We start from the raw sequence: 17,090 nt of genomic DNA on the forward strand, positions 1-17,090 counted from the left end.
ATGACAATGCGTAATTCTCTTTTGACCGTACTGGGAAGTGTTATGTTGCTTGGCGCGGCGCTGCCCGCCCATTCTGAAAGCGTGCTGCGTATTGGCCTGGGGGCAGATCCGGACATGCTCGACCCACATCTGGCGCGCACCTACTATGGCCGCTTCGTCTTCGCCTCCCTGTGCGACAGGCTGGTGGATGTGGATGAAAATCTGAAGGTCGTCCCCGGTCTGGCTAAAGACTGGGCGTGGAGTGAGGACGGTAAAACCCTGACGCTCAATCTGCGCGAAGGCGTCACCTTCCACGACGGTGAGAAATTCGATGCCGCTGCGGCAAAATACAACCTCGACCGCGCCCTGACCCTGAAAGGCTCCCTGCGTAAAAGCGAGATCTCCTCCGTTGAATCGGTCGAGGTCACCGGCCCGATGCAGATTGCGCTGCACCTGAAGACCCCCGATGCCGCGCTGCTGATGCAGCTCACCGACCGCGCGGGCGCGATGATGGCCCCTGAAGCGGCGAAAAAGCCTGATTTTGCCGCCCATCCCGTCTGTTCCGGCCCGTATAAATTCGACAGCCGCGTATCCCAGGACCGCATCGTGCTGACCCGCTTCGACAACTACTGGAACAAAGACGCCTACCACTTCGACAAAATTATTTATCTGCCGATCCCGGATGCCTCCGTGCGCCTTGCGAACCTGCGCGCGGGCGATCTCGATCTGACCGAAGGCATCGCCGCCAGCGACGTGAAAACCGTCGAGGCCGACAGCAAGCTGGCGCTGGCGAAGGTAACGGGCCTGGGCTATCAGGGCATCACCTTCAACATCAACAACGGCAAGGTGCCAGCCAACGACCCGTTCAAAGATGCCCGCGTGCGCGAGGCCTTCTCGCAGGCTATCGACCGCGATGCGCTAAACCAGGTGGTCTTTGAAGGACTGTATACGCCAGCTAACCAGGCGTTTTCGACGGTCAGCCCGTATCACGTCAACCTGCCGGTCCCGCCGCGTGACGTCGACAAGGCCAAAGCGCTGCTCAAAGCGGCTGGCGTCAGCGCGCCGCTGACCGTCAACCTGCTGGTGCCGAACAACCCCACCTCACAGCAGGTGGGGCAGGTGCTGCAGGCGATGGTCGCCGAGGCGGGCTTTAACCTGAACCTGCAAATGACCGAATTCGCCACGCTGCTGGACCGCCAGCAGAGCGGGGACTATCAGCTGAGCTTCTCCGGCTGGTCGGGGCGCCCGGATCCGGACGGCAGCATCTACGGCTTTATCAACAGCAAAGGCACCCTGAACGACGGCCGCTACAGCAATGCGCAGGTCGATGAGTGGCTGACCCAGGCGCGCCAGAGCACCGACCAGGCTGCGCGCCAGCCGCTGTACGACAAGGTGGTGAAGCAGCTGCAAACGGATATGCCGATTGCCTACCTCTACTTCGAGCCGCGTATTTTTGGCCTGAACAAAAGCGTGCAGGGCTTTAAGCCGTACCCGGACGGCATCGTGCGTCTGGCTGGCTTAACGCTGGCGAAATAACCGTCCTGAGGAGAGCCCATGCTGGAACTGATTTGCAAACGTCTGCTGCTGGCCGTCCCGACGCTACTGCTGGTGAGCATGATGGTGTTTGGGCTGCAAAAGCTGCTGCCCGGCGACCCGCTGATCGCCATGGCCGGCGAGGAGCGCGACCCGGCAGTTATCGCTCAGCTGCGCGCGGAGCTGAACCTCGATGCGCCCATTCCCGTGCAGTATTTCCATTGGCTGACGCGGGCGCTGCAGGGCGATCTGGGCGTCTCCTTACGCACGCACGAGCCGGTGACGCAGCTGATTGCCAGCAAACTGCCGGTGACGCTGGAGCTGTCGCTGCTGGCGATGATTATCGCGCTGGTGTTTGGCATCAGCATGGGGATCCTAGCGGCGGTGAACAAAAACAGCTGGGTCGATCACGGGGCGAACTTTGTGGCGATCTCGGGGATCTCGATCCCGCACTTCTGGCTGGGGATCCTGCTGATTCTGGTCTTCTCGGTGAACCTGCAGTGGCTCCCCGCGTCCGGCTATGTGCCGTTCAGCGAAGATCCGCTCCAGAACCTGCGCACGCTGCTGCTGCCCGCGTCCGTGCTCGGAACGGGGCTCGCGGCAACGCTGATGCGCCATACCCGCGCCTCGATGATTGCCGTGCTGAAAGCGGATTACATCCGCACCGCGCGGGCGAAAGGGCTACTGCCGAAAGCGGTGATCCTGAAGCACGCGTTTCGCAACGCGCTGGTGCCGGTGATTACCCTCACCACGCTGCTGTTTGGCGAGCTGCTGGGCGGCGCGGTGCTGACCGAGCAGGTTTTCACCATTCCGGGCTTTGGCAAGATGATCGTTGACTCGGTTTTCAACCGTGACTATGCGGTGGTGCAGGGCGTGGTGCTGATCGTGGCGATTGGCTTCCTGATGCTGAACCTGCTTGCCGACGTGCTCTACGTCCTCATCAACCCGAAAATGCGAGGTTAACCATGGCAGAACTGACGACGCAAACCGTTGTGCCTGCGCTGCCGGGGGCGCAAAACCGGGTGCTGAAGAAATTCCTCGGCAATAAAAGCGCGGTCATTGGCGCGGCGGTGGTGGGTTTCTTTGTGCTGGTGGCGCTGCTGGCGCCGTGGATCGCCCCGTTCGATCCGGTCAAGGCCAACTTCCTGGCGGTGCGCAAAGCGCCGTCGGCGATGTACTGGTTCGGCACCGACGAGCTGGGGCGCGATATCCTGTCCCGCATTATCTGGGGGGCGCGCACCTCGCTGATGGCGGGCTGTTTGTCTGTGGTAATTGCCGTGGTTATCGGCGTACCGCTGGGGCTGGTGGCGGGCTACTTCCAGAAGATGTGGGACGGTGTCATCTCGCGCGTGATCGAGGCGCTGCTGGCCTGCCCGTTCCTGATCATGGCGATCGCGCTGGGGGCATTTTTGGGCCCTAGCCTGACCAACGCGATGATCGCCATCGGTCTTTCGGCGATGCCGATCTTCGCCCGCCTGACGCGCGGGCAGGTGATCGCCATTCGCAACGAAGAGTATATCGACGGCGCGAGGGCGATTGGCCTGCCGGATCGCTGGATCATCATCAAGTATGTCCTGCCCAACGTGATGTCGCCGATCCTGGTACAGGCCACGCTGGCGATTGCCTCGGCGATAATCGCTGAAGCCAGCCTGTCGTTCTTGGGGCTGGGACAGCAGCCGCCCAATCCGTCCTGGGGCTCTATGCTCAACACCGCCAAAGGTTTTCTTGAGCAGGCCCCGTGGATGTCCATTTTCCCCGGCGTGGCGATTTTCCTTGCCGTGCAGGGCTTTAATTTACTCGGCGACGGGCTGCGCGATGCGCTCGATCCGCGCCATGACTAAGGAGTCATGATGACCAAAGCGCTTGATTTTACGTCCGGTTACGATTCACGACGCCCGCCGATGCTGGGCCATAACGCCGTTGCGACGTCTCAGCCGCTGGCGGCGCAGGCGGGAATGAAGATGCTGCAGCTAGGCGGGAATGCCGTGGATGCGGCCATTGCCACCGCGATGGCGCTGACGGTGGTTGAGCCGACCGGCAACGGGATCGGCAGCGACGCCTTTGCCATCGTCTGGGACGGTGAAAAGCTGCACGGCCTGAACGCGTCCGGTCGTTCGCCTGCGAGCTGGCATGCGGATCTGTTTGCCGGAAAAACCGCAGTGCCGGAAATCGGCTGGGACGCGGTGACCGTGCCGGGCGCGGTATCCGGCTGGGTCGCGCTGGCGGAACGCTTCGGCACGCTGCCGCTGATCACGCTGGCGCAGCCCGCCATTGACTATGCGCGTAACGGTTTTCCGGTCTCCCCGCTGATTGGGCATCTCTGGCAGCGCGGCTATAGCAAGCTGAAAGATCAGCCGGGCTTCAGCGCCTGCTTCGCGCCGGAAGGCCGCGCCCCGCGCGTGGGGGAGATCTTCCGTAACCCGGCGCAGGCGAACTCGCTGGAGCTGATTGCGAAAACTAACGGCGACACCTTTTACCGCGGCGAGCTGGCGCAGAAAATTGCCGCTTTCGCCAAAGAACATGGCGCGCACCTGACGGCTGAGGATCTGGCCAACCATCGCGTGGACTGGGTAGAGCTGCTGTCGCGCGACTTCGCGGGCGGTTCGGTGCAGGAGCTCCCGCCTAACGGTCAGGGGATCGCCACGCTGATTGCGCTCGGCATCCTTGAGCAGTGCGGCATTGAGAAGCATCATCCGGATTCCGTGCAGTCTCTGCATCTCTCCATCGAGGCGATGAAGCTGGCGCTGGCGGATCTCGACCGTTACGTGGCGGACGAAGAACACATGGCCTTCGCGGCAAAAGAGCTGCTGAGCGACCATTATCTGAAGTCGCGCGCGGCGCTTATCGACCACGATAAAGCCTCTGATTTTGTCTACGGCTCCCCGACGCAGAGCGGCACGGTCTACATCAGCACCGCGGACGCCAGCGGGATGATGGTCTCGTTTATTCAGTCCAACTATATGGGCTTCGGTTCAGGCATTGTGGTGCCGGATACGGGGATCAGCCTGCAAAACCGGGGCTGCGGATTTGTGCTGGATCCTGAGCACCCGAACGCGCTGGCGGGCAGCAAGCGCCCGTTCCATACCATCATTCCGGGCTTTGCGATGGACGGCAACGGCCAGCCGCTGATGTCCTTTGGTGTGATGGGCGGCCCGATGCAGGCGCAGGGGCACATGCAGATGGCGCTGCGCATCATGCTGCACGGGCAAAACCCGCAGGCCGCAATCGATGCGCCGCGCTGGCGCGTGGTGCAGGGCAGGGAGGTGATCGTTGAATCGACGTTCGATCGCAACACGATTGCCGCTCTGCGCGAGCGCGGACATCAGATCGTGGTGGAAGATCCGCTTCAGGATTACAACTTCGGTGGCGCGCAGGTGATTTACCGCCTGCCGGAAGGACACTACGTGGCCGCGACGGAAAGCCGCAAGGACGGGCAGGCGCTGGTGAGTTAAAAGAAGCGAGCAACATTGGTAGGCCGGGTAAGGCGTAGCCGCCACCCGGCTTTTTTTTCACTCAATGCTAAAAGGATCCGCATCCTGCCACGCCGGAAACTTCTCCCGGTACTCCTTCAGCGCCGTTAACGATAATTCGGCATCAATACGCGTCGCCTGATGCGGCTCGGCGGTGGCGATGATCTCGCCCTGCGGATTCACCACCCGGCTGTCGCCGCGATAGTGATGCCCGTTGCCGTCCGTCCCCACGCGGTTGCAGCCCACCACGTACGCCTGGTTCTCAATCGCGCGCGCCACCAGCAGCGATTGCCAGTGCAGGGAGCGCGGTGCAGGCCAGTTGGCAACATACAGCGCCAGGTCGTAATCGTTGCGGTTACGCGACCACACCGGGAAACGCAGGTCGTAGCAGACCAGCGGCAGAATACGCCAGCCGCGCCATTCGAACACCACGCGCTCGTTACCGGCCTCATAGTGATGATGTTCATCCGCCATGCGGAACAGGTGGCGTTTATCATAAAAATGCACGTTCCCTTCCGGCTCCACCAGCAGGAAGCGGTTCACCGGCCCGCGTTCGGTCTGTAGGGCGGCGCTGCCGGCGATCAGCGCATTAGTCTGCTGCGCTTTGGCGTGCATCCAGGCGACCACCTCATCCTGAGGCATTGACTGTTTTGCCGCTTCCATGGCGAAGCCGGTGGTGAACATTTCCGGCAGGACAATCACATCACGCCCGGTAATGTCTTCCAGTTGGCGATCAAAGTGGCGCAGGTTGGCGGGGCCATCCATCCACACTAAAGGTTGTTGCAAAATAGAAATCTTCAGACCAGGCACAATTCAGACTCCTCAAACGACCACTTTTTGACACTGTAGCACGACATAACGAGAAAATGTGGCAATAAAAAACCCCGCGCGAGGCGGGGTTTGTATAAGCGAAACGCGTTATGCCGCTTCAGGTTTGCGGTGCTTCTCCGGCAGCTTTACCGGCTGCGTCGCCAGCTCATCCGGTTCGAAATCATCCACGTTAATGCTGCGCAGACGGCTCTCTTCGGCTTTCACCAGCAGAGCAGCCTCATCTTTGCTGATAATGCCCCCGGCCAGCGCCTGTTTTGCCAGTTCGTCCAGACGGGTAAACGGCAGGTTTTTGCCCAGCTGTTTACAGATCTTCTGGTGAATCGGATCGGCGGCCATCACGTCCAGCAGCGCTTCTTCCAGCAGACCCACCGGGTTATGCGGCGTCGGCGCCAGATACTGACCGCGACCGATGCGGGAGCGGGTTGCACTCGGAACCTGCAGGATCTTCGCCACTTTGTGGTCCAGCTTGTCGGACGGCGCCAGATGGTGACGACCGGTCGGGAAGATCACTGCGCGCAGGGCGCCTGCCACGAAGCGGTTCGGGAAGTTTGCCAGCAGATCGTCAATCGCCTGTTCAGCCTGATACAACGCATCCTGCACGCCCCAGTGCACCAGCGGCAGATCCGCTTCCTGACGGCCTTCATCGTCGTAACGTTTCAGGACCGCAGAGGCCAGGAAGATCTGGCTCAGCACATCGCCCAGACGGGCAGAGATACGTTCGCGACGCTTCAGGCTGCCGCCCAGTACCGCCATGGAAACGTCAGACAGCAGTGCCAGGTTGGCGCTCAGACGGTTCAGATGCTGATAATAACGTTTAGTTGCATCGCCGGTCGGCGTGGCGCTGGTAAGGCCGCGCGTCAGGCCCAGCCAGAAGCTGCGCACCTTGTTGCTGCCCACGTGACCGATATGTTTGAACAGCAGCTTATCGAAGGCATCCACGTCGTTGTTCTGCGCAGCGGCCATCTCTTCCAGCACGTATGGATGGCAGCGAATTGCGCCCTGACCGAAGATCATCATGCTGCGGGTCAGGATGTTTGCCCCTTCCACGGTGATAGCAATCGGTGCGCCCTGATAGCCCCGCGCCAGGAAGTTGCCTTCGCCGAGCATAATGCCTTTACCGCCTGCAATATCCATCGCGTCAATGATTGACTGCTGCGCGCGGTGGGTACAGTGGTACTTCACAATGGCGGACAGTACGGCCGGTTTTTCGCCCAGCATAATACCGTAGGTAATCAGCGTGGCGGCGGCGTCCATCACGTAGGCGTTGCCCGCGATACGCGCCAGCGGCTCTTCGATACCTTCCATCTTGCCGATGGAGATTTTGAACTGACGGCGGATGTGCGCGTAGGCACCAATCCCCATCGCCACCGACTTCAGACCGCCGGTTGAGTTCGACGGCAGGGTAATGCCGCGGCCCACCGACAGACATTCCACCAGCATACGCCAGCCCTGACCGGCCATTTTCGGACCACCGATGATGTAGTCAATCGGCACAAAGATATCCTGGCCGCGGGTCGGACCGTTCTGGAACGGCACGTTCAGCGGGAAGTGACGACGACCAATCTCGACGCCTGGGGTAGAGGTTGGGATCAGCGCACAGGTAATGCCCAGATCTTCTTCGCCGCCCAGCAGTTTTTCCGGGTCAGAGAGCTTAAAGGCCAGACCCAGTACGGTGGCGATAGGTGCCAGCGTGATATAACGCTTGTTCCAGGTCAGGCGCATGCCCAGCACCTGCTCGCCCTGCCACTCGCCCATGCAGACCACGCCGGTATCCGGAATCGCGCCCGCATCGGAGCCTGCTTCCGGGCTGGTCAGCGCGAAGCAAGGGATTTCCTGACCGCGTGCCAGACGCGGCAGGTAGTGATCTTTTTGCTCTTCCGTACCGTAATGCTGCAGCAGTTCGCCCGGGCCTAAGGAGTTAGGCACGCCAACGGTAATCGCCAGGATCCCGGAAACGCCTGCCAGCTTTTGCAGCACGCGAGCCTGAGCGTAAGCGGAGAACTCCAGACCGCCGTACTCTTTCTTAATGATCATCGCGAAGAAGCGATGCTCTTTCAGGTACGCCCACAGTTCTGGCGGTAGATCGGCCATTTCATGGGTGATAGCAAAGTCGTTCGCCATACGGCAGGCTTCTTCTACCGGGCCGTCAATAAACGCCTGTTCTTCCGCGGTCAGACGCGGCTGCGGGTAGTTATGCAGCTTTTTCCAGTCCGGATTGCCCTGGAACAGGTCACCTTCCCACCAGGTGGTGCCCGCATCAATCGCCTCTTTTTCAGTGCGCGACATTGGCGGCATCACTTTGCGGAAGCCTTTGAACACCGGTGCAGAGATCATTGATTTACGCATCGGGGCAAAGTTAAACGGCAGAAGGATGATGGCAAGAGGGACTAAAAGCCAGATATTCCAGAGACCTGCGACGCCAAGCGCAGCCGTCCAGGCCAGAAGAATCAGGCTGCTCAGGAATAAACTTACGCGGTGATAGAACAACACACCGAGCAGAACAACGGTTGCGAGAATGCTCAAAATCATCATAAAGAAAAGCTCCCTTGCTTGTAGGAGGTCTGACCACTTGTGATGATATGGTTGTAGTTGATGTTATTTCCTTTAGCAATGTGTTTACAAAATAATTACAACCTGGTTCACATTGTTCGCGTTTTACTCGGCACGAAAAAGCAAAACGCCGGACGTTTCGCATGGCTTTAGCTTCTCGCTTTTCCCGCTATCCGGTACACTCCACTGTGTTATTTCATCAATACTGAAGGATTATCCTCATGTACCAGGATCTTATTCGTAACGAACTGAACGAAGCGGCGGAAACGCTGGCTAACTTTCTGAAAGATGATGCCAATATTCACGCTATTCAGCGCGCAGCGGTCCTGCTGGCCGACAGCTTCAAAGCGGGTGGCAAAGTGCTCTCCTGCGGTAACGGTGGCTCTCACTGTGACGCGATGCACTTCGCAGAAGAGCTGACCGGTCGCTATCGCGAAAACCGCCCGGGCTACCCGGCGATTGCGATTTCCGACGTGAGCCACATCTCCTGCGTAGGCAACGACTTCGGTTACGACCACATCTTCTCTCGCTACGTTGAAGCGGTAGGCCGTGAAGGCGACGTGCTGCTGGGGATTTCTACCTCCGGCAACTCCGGTAACGTGATCAAAGCGATCGCCGCCGCGCGTGAAAAAGGGATGAAAGTCATCACCCTGACGGGTAAAGATGGCGGTAAGATGGACGGTACGGCGGATGTTGAAATTCGCGTTCCGCACTTCGGTTATGCTGACCGCATTCAGGAAATTCACATCAAAGTGATCCACATCCTGATCCAGCTGATCGAAAAAGAGATGGCTAAGTAAGACTTCGCGGGGGGCATATCCATTGGGGCGCTGCCCCCGCTGTTGTGGAGGTGATGTATGTGCGAACTGCTCGGGATGAGCGCGAATGTGCCAACCGATATCTGCTTTAGTTTCACCGGGCTGGTGCAGCGCGGTGGAGGAACCGGGCCGCATAAAGACGGCTGGGGCATCACCTTCTACGAAGGTAAAGGGTGTCGCACGTTCAAAGATCCACAGCCCAGCTTTAACTCACCGATTGCCAAACTGGTGCAGGACTATCCCATCAAGTCCCGTTCGGTGATCGCCCACATTCGCCAGGCTAACCGCGGCGAAGTGGCGCTGGAAAATACCCATCCGTTTACCCGCGAGCTGTGGGGCCGTAACTGGACCTACGCGCACAATGGGCAACTCACGGGCTATAAGTCGCTGGAGACGGGCAATTTCCGCCCGGTTGGCGAAACCGACAGCGAAAAAGCCTTCTGCTGGCTGCTGCACAAGCTGACGGAGCGCTATCCCCGTACGCCAGGCAACATGGCTGCCGTGTTTAAATACATCGCGACGCTGGCGACCGAGCTACGTGAAAAAGGCGTGTTCAACATGCTGCTCTCTGACGGCCGCTATGTGATGGCGTTCTGCTCGACGAATCTGTTCTGGATCACCCGCCGTGCGCCGTTTGGCGTGGCGACGCTGCTGGATCAGGATGTGGAGATAGACTTTCAGAAGGAGACCACACCGAACGATGTGGTCACTGTTATTGCAACGCAGCCGCTGACGGGCAACGAAACCTGGCAAAAGATTATGCCAGGCGAGTGGGTGCTATTTTGTCTCGGGGACCGTGTAATTTGACGCCAGCTGTGGATGGACGACTTCGTGGCTCAGTGGTTTGCTGACCACGTAACGGCCATCTACGATAGAGACCACCGGTGGCTTGTGGGTCTGCTCAAAGTAGTCATAACCCGGCTTCAGCTGTTGCCAGAAATCCGCGTAGTATGAGTACTTGTGACGTGCCATGTTGGCGTCCGTCATGCGGAACGGATAGATGCTGACCTGTACGCTAGGCTGCCCAAAGACCAGCGCGCCGGTCACGAACTGGAAGATCTCATCAATGCCGGAATCGGTCATCGCATAACAGCCGATAGACACGCAGGCACCGTGGATCATCAGGTATTTACCTTCATAACCGTGTGCACGGTCATAGGCATTCGGGAAGCCGATGTTAATGGCTTTATAGAAGCGGCTGTCAGGCTTGAGCTGGCTGCGCTGAACGTTGTAGAACCCTTCCGGACTTTTGAAGTCGCCCTGACGTTGTTTTGGCCCCAGTCCGCCGGAGTAGTTACAAATTTTGTAACTATCAAGCAGCTGATATGTCTCGCCCATCTTCACATACAGATCGAGAGTGCGTTCTTCCTTGAAGATTTGAATATAAACCGGCGATCCCATTAACTGCTGTTTATATTCCTTACTGACCGGCGTCGTTGAGCTATTACTGCTGAGCAGTCCGGCAAACGACATGCACGGAATCAGAAGCATCGCAATGAACAATGCGATTTTACGCATACTACTAGTTCCTTGATAAAACCATGACCAACTTGCCAGGACGGCAAAAGAGACCCGAAATCAGATTATTCTGTTAGGAGCGCTCACATTAGCACCGCTATAGATTTTCGCAAGAGCCGGGCGGTGAGTTTACAAATTAGTTTTACTTTATAAACCATCAAAATCGCGATGGCTCCAGGAACTTTGCGCATTAGCTCGCAATTTGGCGCGCGCGACGGCGGTTTCCCTGCCCGCGAGAAGGGGAAAATGTTACACTTCGCGGCCACTGGATTGTTGTTCATGGAAACCTGCTAACCACATGTTTAAAATAAAAAAAGGACTTGATCTGCCGATTGCAGGCGTGCCCGCGCAGCACGTTTCGACAGGCGCACGTGTCCGTCATGTCGCCATTGTGGGCGACGACTACCTGGGAATGCGACCTTCTATGCTGGTACAGGAAGGCGATCGCGTGATCACAGGCCAGGCGCTCTTTGAGGACAAAAAAAATCCCGGCGTGATGTTCACGGCCCCCGCAAGTGGCACCGTTGTGGCGATTAACCGTGGCGAACGACGCGTTCTGCAGTCGGTGGTTATCCGCATTGAAGGCAACGAACAGCGTGAATTCGCCCATTACGATGCCGCAGACCTCGTGTCGCTGAGCCGTGACGCTGTACAGGCTCAGCTTCTGGCGTCCGGTTTATGGACCGCGCTTCGTACCCGTCCCTTCAGCAAATCCCCTGTGCCGGGCACGGAACCGGCCGCGATTTTCGTCACGGCAATGGACACCAACCCACTCAGCGTGGACCCGCAGCCGGTTATCCTGGCGCAGCGCAAAGCCTTTGATGCCGGGCTGACCGTGTTAACCCGCCTGACGTCGGGGAAAGTCCACGTATGCCAGGCCGGCGGCGGCAAGCTCGGCGGACATCCGCAGGGGCAGGTCACGTTTAATGCGTTTGCGGGCCCGCATCCGGCGGGTCTGGTTGGAACGCACATCCACTTTCTTGAGCCGGTAAGCCTGGCGAAACAGGTCTGGCACCTTAATTATCAGGACGTCATCGCCATCGGGAAGCTCTTCACCACCGGAGAGCTGTGCGCAGAACGTGTCATCGCCATCGGCGGGCCGCAGGCGGTAAACCCGCGTCTGGTGAAAACGCTGATTGGCGCGGATATTAATGAACTACTGACCGACGAAACCAAAGCGGGCGAAAACCGGCTGATTTCCGGTTCGGTCCTCAGTGGCCGCCATGCTGTGCAGGCGCACGCCTATCTGGGGCGTTTCCATTTGCAGGTCAGCATTGTGCAGGAAGGGCGCGACAAAGAGCTGTTCGGCTGGGTGCTGCCCGGTGCGGAAAAATACTCCGTCACCCGGACCACGCTGGGCCACTTCCTGCGTAACAGGCTGTTTAACTTCTCGACCACTACGCACGGTGGCGAGCGCGCCATGGTCCCGATTGGCAACTACGAGCGCGTTATGCCGCTGGATATTCTGCCGACCATGCTGTTGCGTGATCTGCTCGCCGGTGACACCGACAGCGCGCAGGCGCTGGGCTGCCTGGAACTGGACGAAGAAGATCTGGCGCTCTGTACCTATGTCTGTCCGGGAAAATACGAATATGGACCGGTATTGCGCGAGGTGTTAACCCGCATTGAGCAGGAAGGATAACCGATGGGCTTAAAACACCTCTTTGAAAAAATGGAGCCGCACTTTACCGAAGGGAAGCTCAAAAAGTACTACCCGCTGTATGAAGCAACGGCAACCATTTTCTATACGCCGGGTCTGGTGACGAAGGGGGCGGCGCACGTTCGTGACGCCATCGACCTTAAGCGGATGATGATTCTGGTGTGGTTTGCAGTCTTCCCGGCGATGTTCTGGGGGATGTACAACGTCGGTTTGCAGACCCTTCCGGCGCTGCACCACATGTACGATGCGCAGCAGCTGGCGCAGGTGCTTCAGTCTGACTGGCACTACCGCCTGGCCCAGTCGTTAGGGGTGAACTTTGCGCCAGACGCGGGCTGGATCAGCATGATGACGCTGGGCGCGGTGTTCTTCCTGCCGATTTACATCACGGTATTTATCGTGGGTGGCTTCTGGGAAGTGCTGTTCGCCATCATCCGTAAACATGAGATCAACGAAGGTTTCTTCGTGACCTCGATTCTGTTTGCCCTGATTGTCCCGCCAACCTTACCGCTCTGGCAGGCGGCGCTGGGCATCAGTTTTGGCGTGGTCATTGCTAAAGAAATTTTCGGCGGCACCGGGCGGAACTTCCTCAACCCGGCGCTGGCGGGACGTGCGTTCCTCTTCTTTGCCTATCCGGCGCAAATCTCAGGCGATCTGGTCTGGACGGCGGCAGACGGTTTTTCCGGTGCGACGCCGCTTTCACAGTGGGCGGCACACGGCGGCGAAACGCTGGTGAACAACGCGACGGGTCAGCCCGTGACCTGGTTTGATGCCTTTATTGGCAACATTCCCGGCTCTATCGGTGAAGTCTCGACGCTGATGATTTTGCTTGGCGGGGGGATCATTCTGTTTGGGCGCGTGGCCTCCTGGCGGATTGTTGCAGGCGTGATGATCGGCATGGTGCTGACCGCCACGATGTTCAACCTTATCGGTTCGTCCACTAACCCGATGTTTTCCATGCCCTGGTACTGGCATCTGGTGCTGGGGGGCTTCGCGTTCGGCATGATGTTCATGGCGACGGACCCCGTCTCGGCCTCGTTTACCGATAAAGGTAAATGGAGCTATGGCGTGCTCATTGGCGCGATGTGTGTCCTGATCCGCGTGGTCAACCCGGCGTATCCGGAAGGGATGATGCTGGCGATTCTGTTTGCCAATCTGTTTGCGCCACTCTTCGATTACCTGGTGGTGCGGGCCAACATCAAGCGGAGGAAGGCGCGTGGCTGAAGTCAAAAATAACGACAGCATCAGCAAAACGCTGCTGGTGGTGCTGGTGCTCTGTCTGGTCTGCTCCATTGTCGTGGCCGGTTCTGCCGTTGGGTTAAAACCCCTGCAGCAGGAGCAACGTGCCCTGGATAAACAGCGCAACATTCTGGCCGTGGCCGGACTGATGCAGGAGGGGATGAGCGCAGATGAGGTTTCGGCCGTCTTTGCCGAACGAATTTCCGCGCGTCTGGTGGATTTAAAAACCGGCCAGCTGCTGGATAAAGACCCGGCAACCTTCAACCAGGCGCTGGCGCTAAAAGATCCGCAGATGAGCCTGACGCTCGAGGCATCGCAAGACCCCGCCGGGATTAAGCGCCGCAGTAATCTCGCCGAAATTTACCTGGTGCGTGACCCCCAAAAACGCATTCAGGAAGTGGTGCTTCCTGTCTACGGCAACGGTCTGTGGTCAATGATGTATGCCTTTGTGGCCCTTGATACGGATGGCCGCACCGTTAAAGGCATTACGTATTATGACCAGGGCGAAACGCCGGGGCTGGGCGGCGAAGTGGAAAACCCGAACTGGCGGGCACAGTTTGTCGGCAAGAAAGTGCTCGACGATAACGGTCTGCCTGCGCTGAAGGTGATGAAAGGAGCGGCACGTCCGGGTGACGACTACGCGGTCGACGGGCTTTCCGGCGCCACGCTCACCTCAAACGGCGTGCAGCACAGTTTTGATTTCTGGATGGGCGAGCTGGGCTTTGGTCCTTTCCTGAAAAACGTACGTGAAGGAGCGCTGAACAATGGCTGATACCGGTGAACTGAAAGAAGTGAAAAAGGTGCTCATTGGCCCACTGCTCGCCAATAACCCGATCACGCTGCAGGTGCTGGGCGTCTGTTCAGCCCTGGCGGTGACGACCAAGCTGGAAACGGCGGTGGTAATGACGCTGGCCGTCACGCTGGTTACGGCGTTTTCGAGCATGTTTATCTCGATGATCCGCCACCACATTCCCAACAGCGTGAGGATCATCGTGCAGATGGCGATCATCGCCTCGCTGGTGATCGTGGTCGATCAGCTGCTGCGCGCCTTCGCCTATGAAACCTCCAAACAGCTCTCGGTGTTTGTCGGGCTGATTATCACCAACTGTATCGTCATGGGGCGTGCGGAAGCCTACGCCATGAAAATGCCGCCTCTGGCGAGCTTTATGGACGGTATCGGCAACGGTCTGGGCTACGGCGCGATCCTGCTGACCGTGGGGTTCCTGCGCGAGCTGATTGGCAGCGGCAAGCTGTTTGGCATTACGGTGCTGGACACGGTGCAAAACGGCGGCTGGTATCTGCCAAACGGCCTGTTCCTGCTGGCCCCTAGCGCATTTTTCATTATCGGTTTGCTGATCTGGCTGATTCGTACGTTGAGACCAGAGCAGCAGGAAAAGGAGTAACCGACAATGGCTCATTACCTGAGTTTGTTTGTGCGCGCGGTGTTTGTTGAAAACATGGCGCTCGCGTTTTTCCTCGGCATGTGCACGTTCCTTGCGGTTTCCAAAAAGGTGTCGACGGCATTTGGTCTCGGTATCGCGGTCACCGTGGTGTTGGGGCTTTCGGTTCCGATTAACAATCTGGTGTACAACTTCGTGCTGCGGGATGGCGCGCTGGTGGAAGGGGTTGATCTCAGCTTCCTGAACTTCATTACCTTTATCGGGGTGATCGCGGCGCTGGTGCAAATCCTGGAGATGATCCTCGATAAGTACTTCCCGTCGCTGTACAACGCGCTGGGGATCTTCCTCCCGCTGATCGCGGTGAACTGCGCCATCTTTGGCGGCGTCTCGTTTATGGTTCAGCGTGATTACAACTTCAGTGAATCCGTGGTGTACGGTTTCGGCTCCGGTATCGGCTGGATGCTGGCGATTGTCACCATGGCGGGGATCCGCGAGAAAATGAAATATGCCAACGTGCCTGCGGGTCTGCGTGGCTTAGGGATCACCTTTATCACCACCGGTCTGATGGCGCTGGGCTTTATGTCCTTCTCCGGTGTGCAGCTATAAGGGCTAACAGATGGAAATTATTCTTGGCGTGGTGATGTTCACGCTGATCGTACTGGTGCTGTCAGGACTCATTCTGGCGGCGCGGGCGAAGCTGGTGAATTCCGGCGACGTGGTGATTGATATTAATGACGATCCGCAGAATCAGATCCGCACGCCGGCGGGAGATAAACTGCTCAATACGCTCTCCGGTAACGGTATTTTTGTCTCCTCAGCCTGCGGCGGCGGCGGCTCCTGCGGGCAGTGCCGCGTGACGGTAAAAGAGGGCGGTGGCGATATTCTGCCCACCGAGCTGGCGCATATCACTAAGCGTGAGGCAAAAGAGGGCTGCCGTCTGGCCTGCCAGGTCGCGGTGCGTCAGAACATGAAGATTGAACTGCCGGAAGAAATTTTCGGCGTCAAAAAATGGGAATGTGAAGTTATCTCTAATGATAACAAAGCCACCTTTATCAAAGAGCTGAAGCTGCGCGTACCGGAAGGGGAAGATGTCCCGTTCCGCGCCGGCGGATACATTCAGATTGAGTGTCCTGAGCATACCGTGGCATATGCGGACTTCGACGTTCCGCAGGCGTACCGCGCCGACTGGGACAAATTCAATCTCTTCCGCTTTGTATCAGAGGTAAAAGAGCCGACGCTGCGCGCCTACTCGATGGCCAACTACCCGGAGGAGAAGGGCATTATCATGCTCAACGTGCGTATCGCCACGCCGCCACCGAATGTGCCGGATGCGCCGCCGGGCGTGATGTCGTCATACATCTGGTCCCTGAAGCCGGGCGATAAGGTGACCATCTCCGGTCCGTTCGGGGAGTTCTTCGCGAAAGATACCGACGCGGAGATGGTCTTTATCGGCGGCGGTGCCGGTATGGCCCCGATGCGCTCGCACATTTTTGACCAGCTCAAGCGGCTCGGCAGCAAGCGTAAAATCAGCTTCTGGTACGGGGCGCGCTCGCTGCGCGAAATGTTCTACGACGACGAGTTTGAACAGCTGGCGCGTGAAAACCCGAACTTTACCTTCCACGTGGCGCTTTCCGATCCGCAGCCGGAAGATAACTGGACGGGCTATACGGGGTTCATTCACAACGTGCTGTATGAAAACTACCTCAAACAGCACCCGGCGCCCGAGGACTGCGAGTTCTATATGTGTGGTCCGCCGATGATGAACGCCGCCGTGATTAAGATGCTGAAAGATCTCGGCGTCGAAGATGAGAACATCATGCTTGATGACTTTGGAGGCTGATGATGCTGACGTTTCTGGCAACCTTTGTGGTTTTTGTGCTTGTCATCTTCGGCATGTCGTTAGGCTGGATCGTTAAGCGGAAAAGCATTCAGGGCAGCTGCGGCGGTATTTCCTCCATTGGTATGGAGAAGGTCTGCGACTGCCCGGAACCGTGCGACGCCCGCAAAAAACGCATGGCGCGCGAGCAGCAGCGCATTATTTAAGTTTTTGTAGGCCGGGTAAGGCAACGCCGCCACCCGGCATTCTTACATCTGC

Annotated in this window: 16 protein-coding genes; 13 read left to right on the forward strand and 3 right to left on the reverse strand. The window is 58.2% G+C overall.

Features of this window, described 5'->3' with window-relative positions; translation table 11 throughout:
- The 4 genes from ACMWJS_RS20725 to ACMWJS_RS20740 are packed head-to-tail and all read left to right on the forward strand — an operon-like array spanning position 1 to position 4,964.
- Positions 1-1,515: an ABC transporter substrate-binding protein gene (locus ACMWJS_RS20725; RefSeq protein ID WP_176252847.1), complete on the forward strand. Its 1,515-nt coding sequence runs from the start codon at positions 1-3 to the stop codon at positions 1,513-1,515.
- Between the two features lie 18 nt (positions 1,516-1,533).
- Complete coding sequence (locus ACMWJS_RS20730; RefSeq protein WP_008500268.1) at positions 1,534-2,475, forward strand: ABC transporter permease; 942 nt, start codon at positions 1,534-1,536, stop codon at positions 2,473-2,475.
- A gap of 2 nt (positions 2,476-2,477) precedes the next feature.
- Positions 2,478-3,353 carry an ABC transporter permease gene (locus ACMWJS_RS20735; protein WP_167214369.1) on the forward strand — a complete coding sequence of 292 codons (876 nt, stop codon included), beginning with the start codon at positions 2,478-2,480 and terminating at the stop codon, positions 3,351-3,353.
- A 9-nt stretch (positions 3,354-3,362) separates the two neighbouring features.
- Positions 3,363-4,964 carry a gamma-glutamyltransferase family protein gene (locus ACMWJS_RS20740; RefSeq protein WP_414747511.1) on the forward strand — a complete coding sequence of 534 codons (1,602 nt, stop codon included), beginning with the start codon at positions 3,363-3,365 and terminating at the stop codon, positions 4,962-4,964.
- A 57-nt stretch (positions 4,965-5,021) separates the two neighbouring features.
- Here the strand turns inward: ACMWJS_RS20740 and ACMWJS_RS20745 are convergent, their stop codons facing one another.
- The gene (locus ACMWJS_RS20745; RefSeq protein WP_045909852.1) at positions 5,022-5,792 is read right to left on the reverse strand and encodes an amidohydrolase; all 771 of its coding nucleotides are present in this window, start codon (positions 5,790-5,792) and stop codon (positions 5,022-5,024) included.
- Positions 5,793-5,900: 108 nt separating this feature from the next.
- On the reverse strand, positions 5,901-8,345 hold the full coding sequence (gene fadE / locus ACMWJS_RS20750; RefSeq protein ID WP_196351998.1) for an acyl-CoA dehydrogenase FadE: 2,445 nt from the start codon (positions 8,343-8,345) through the stop codon (positions 5,901-5,903).
- Positions 8,346-8,584: 239 nt separating this feature from the next.
- On the opposite strand from fadE, the gene lpcA reads away from it, so the two are divergent.
- Both lpcA and ACMWJS_RS20760 read left to right on the forward strand, forming a co-directional pair.
- Positions 8,585-9,163, forward strand: coding sequence for a D-sedoheptulose 7-phosphate isomerase (lpcA, locus tag ACMWJS_RS20755; protein ID WP_021242877.1), 579 nt, complete (start codon positions 8,585-8,587; stop codon positions 9,161-9,163).
- 57 nt (positions 9,164-9,220) lie between these two features.
- Positions 9,221-9,988: a class II glutamine amidotransferase gene (locus ACMWJS_RS20760; protein ID WP_008500262.1), complete on the forward strand. Its 768-nt coding sequence runs from the start codon at positions 9,221-9,223 to the stop codon at positions 9,986-9,988.
- On the opposite strand, the gene dpaA is transcribed toward ACMWJS_RS20760, so the two are convergent.
- Positions 9,959-10,699, reverse strand: a complete 741-nt coding sequence (gene dpaA / locus ACMWJS_RS20765; RefSeq protein ID WP_045909850.1) for a peptidoglycan meso-diaminopimelic acid protein amidase — start codon at positions 10,697-10,699, stop codon at positions 9,959-9,961. The two genes, ACMWJS_RS20760 and dpaA, sit on opposite strands and share 30 nt — an antisense overlap.
- Positions 10,700-10,997: 298 nt before the next feature.
- On the opposite strand from dpaA, the gene ACMWJS_RS20770 reads away from it, so the two are divergent.
- Genes ACMWJS_RS20770 through nqrM form a run of 7 tightly spaced genes read left to right on the forward strand, consistent with a single transcriptional unit; the run spans position 10,998 to position 17,038 of the window.
- Complete coding sequence (locus tag ACMWJS_RS20770; RefSeq protein WP_262778637.1) at positions 10,998-12,341, forward strand: Na(+)-translocating NADH-quinone reductase subunit A; 1,344 nt, start codon at positions 10,998-11,000, stop codon at positions 12,339-12,341.
- A gap of 3 nt (positions 12,342-12,344) precedes the next feature.
- Positions 12,345-13,580, forward strand: coding sequence for an NADH:ubiquinone reductase (Na(+)-transporting) subunit B (locus tag ACMWJS_RS20775; protein ID WP_414747494.1), 1,236 nt, complete (start codon positions 12,345-12,347; stop codon positions 13,578-13,580).
- Entirely contained in the window at positions 13,573-14,367 is a 795-nt protein-coding gene (locus ACMWJS_RS20780; protein WP_045909847.1) for a Na(+)-translocating NADH-quinone reductase subunit C, read from the forward strand. Before ACMWJS_RS20775 ends, ACMWJS_RS20780 begins: the two co-directional genes overlap by 8 nt.
- A complete protein-coding gene (locus ACMWJS_RS20785) occupies positions 14,360-14,998 on the forward strand; it encodes an NADH:ubiquinone reductase (Na(+)-transporting) subunit D (protein ID WP_045330387.1) in 639 nt (212 codons plus the stop codon). The genes ACMWJS_RS20780 and ACMWJS_RS20785 overlap by 8 nt, the downstream gene beginning before the upstream one ends.
- Before the next feature lie 6 nt (positions 14,999-15,004).
- Positions 15,005-15,601, forward strand: a complete 597-nt coding sequence (gene nqrE, locus ACMWJS_RS20790) for an NADH:ubiquinone reductase (Na(+)-transporting) subunit E (RefSeq protein WP_008500255.1) — start codon at positions 15,005-15,007, stop codon at positions 15,599-15,601.
- 10 nt (positions 15,602-15,611) lie between these two features.
- Positions 15,612-16,835 (forward strand): NADH:ubiquinone reductase (Na(+)-transporting) subunit F, encoded by a 1,224-nt coding sequence (gene nqrF / locus ACMWJS_RS20795; protein ID WP_032646969.1) that lies wholly within the window; start codon positions 15,612-15,614, stop codon positions 16,833-16,835.
- The gene (gene nqrM, locus ACMWJS_RS20800) at positions 16,835-17,038 is read left to right on the forward strand and encodes a (Na+)-NQR maturation NqrM (RefSeq protein ID WP_023615899.1); all 204 of its coding nucleotides are present in this window, start codon (positions 16,835-16,837) and stop codon (positions 17,036-17,038) included. Before nqrF ends, nqrM begins: the two co-directional genes overlap by 1 nt.
- Positions 17,039-17,090: the final 52 nt, after the last annotated feature.

This window comes from Enterobacter sp. HK-058-C-ECC (assembly GCF_047531125.1).
Classification (GTDB): domain Bacteria; phylum Pseudomonadota; class Gammaproteobacteria; order Enterobacterales; family Enterobacteriaceae; genus Enterobacter; species Enterobacter quasiroggenkampii.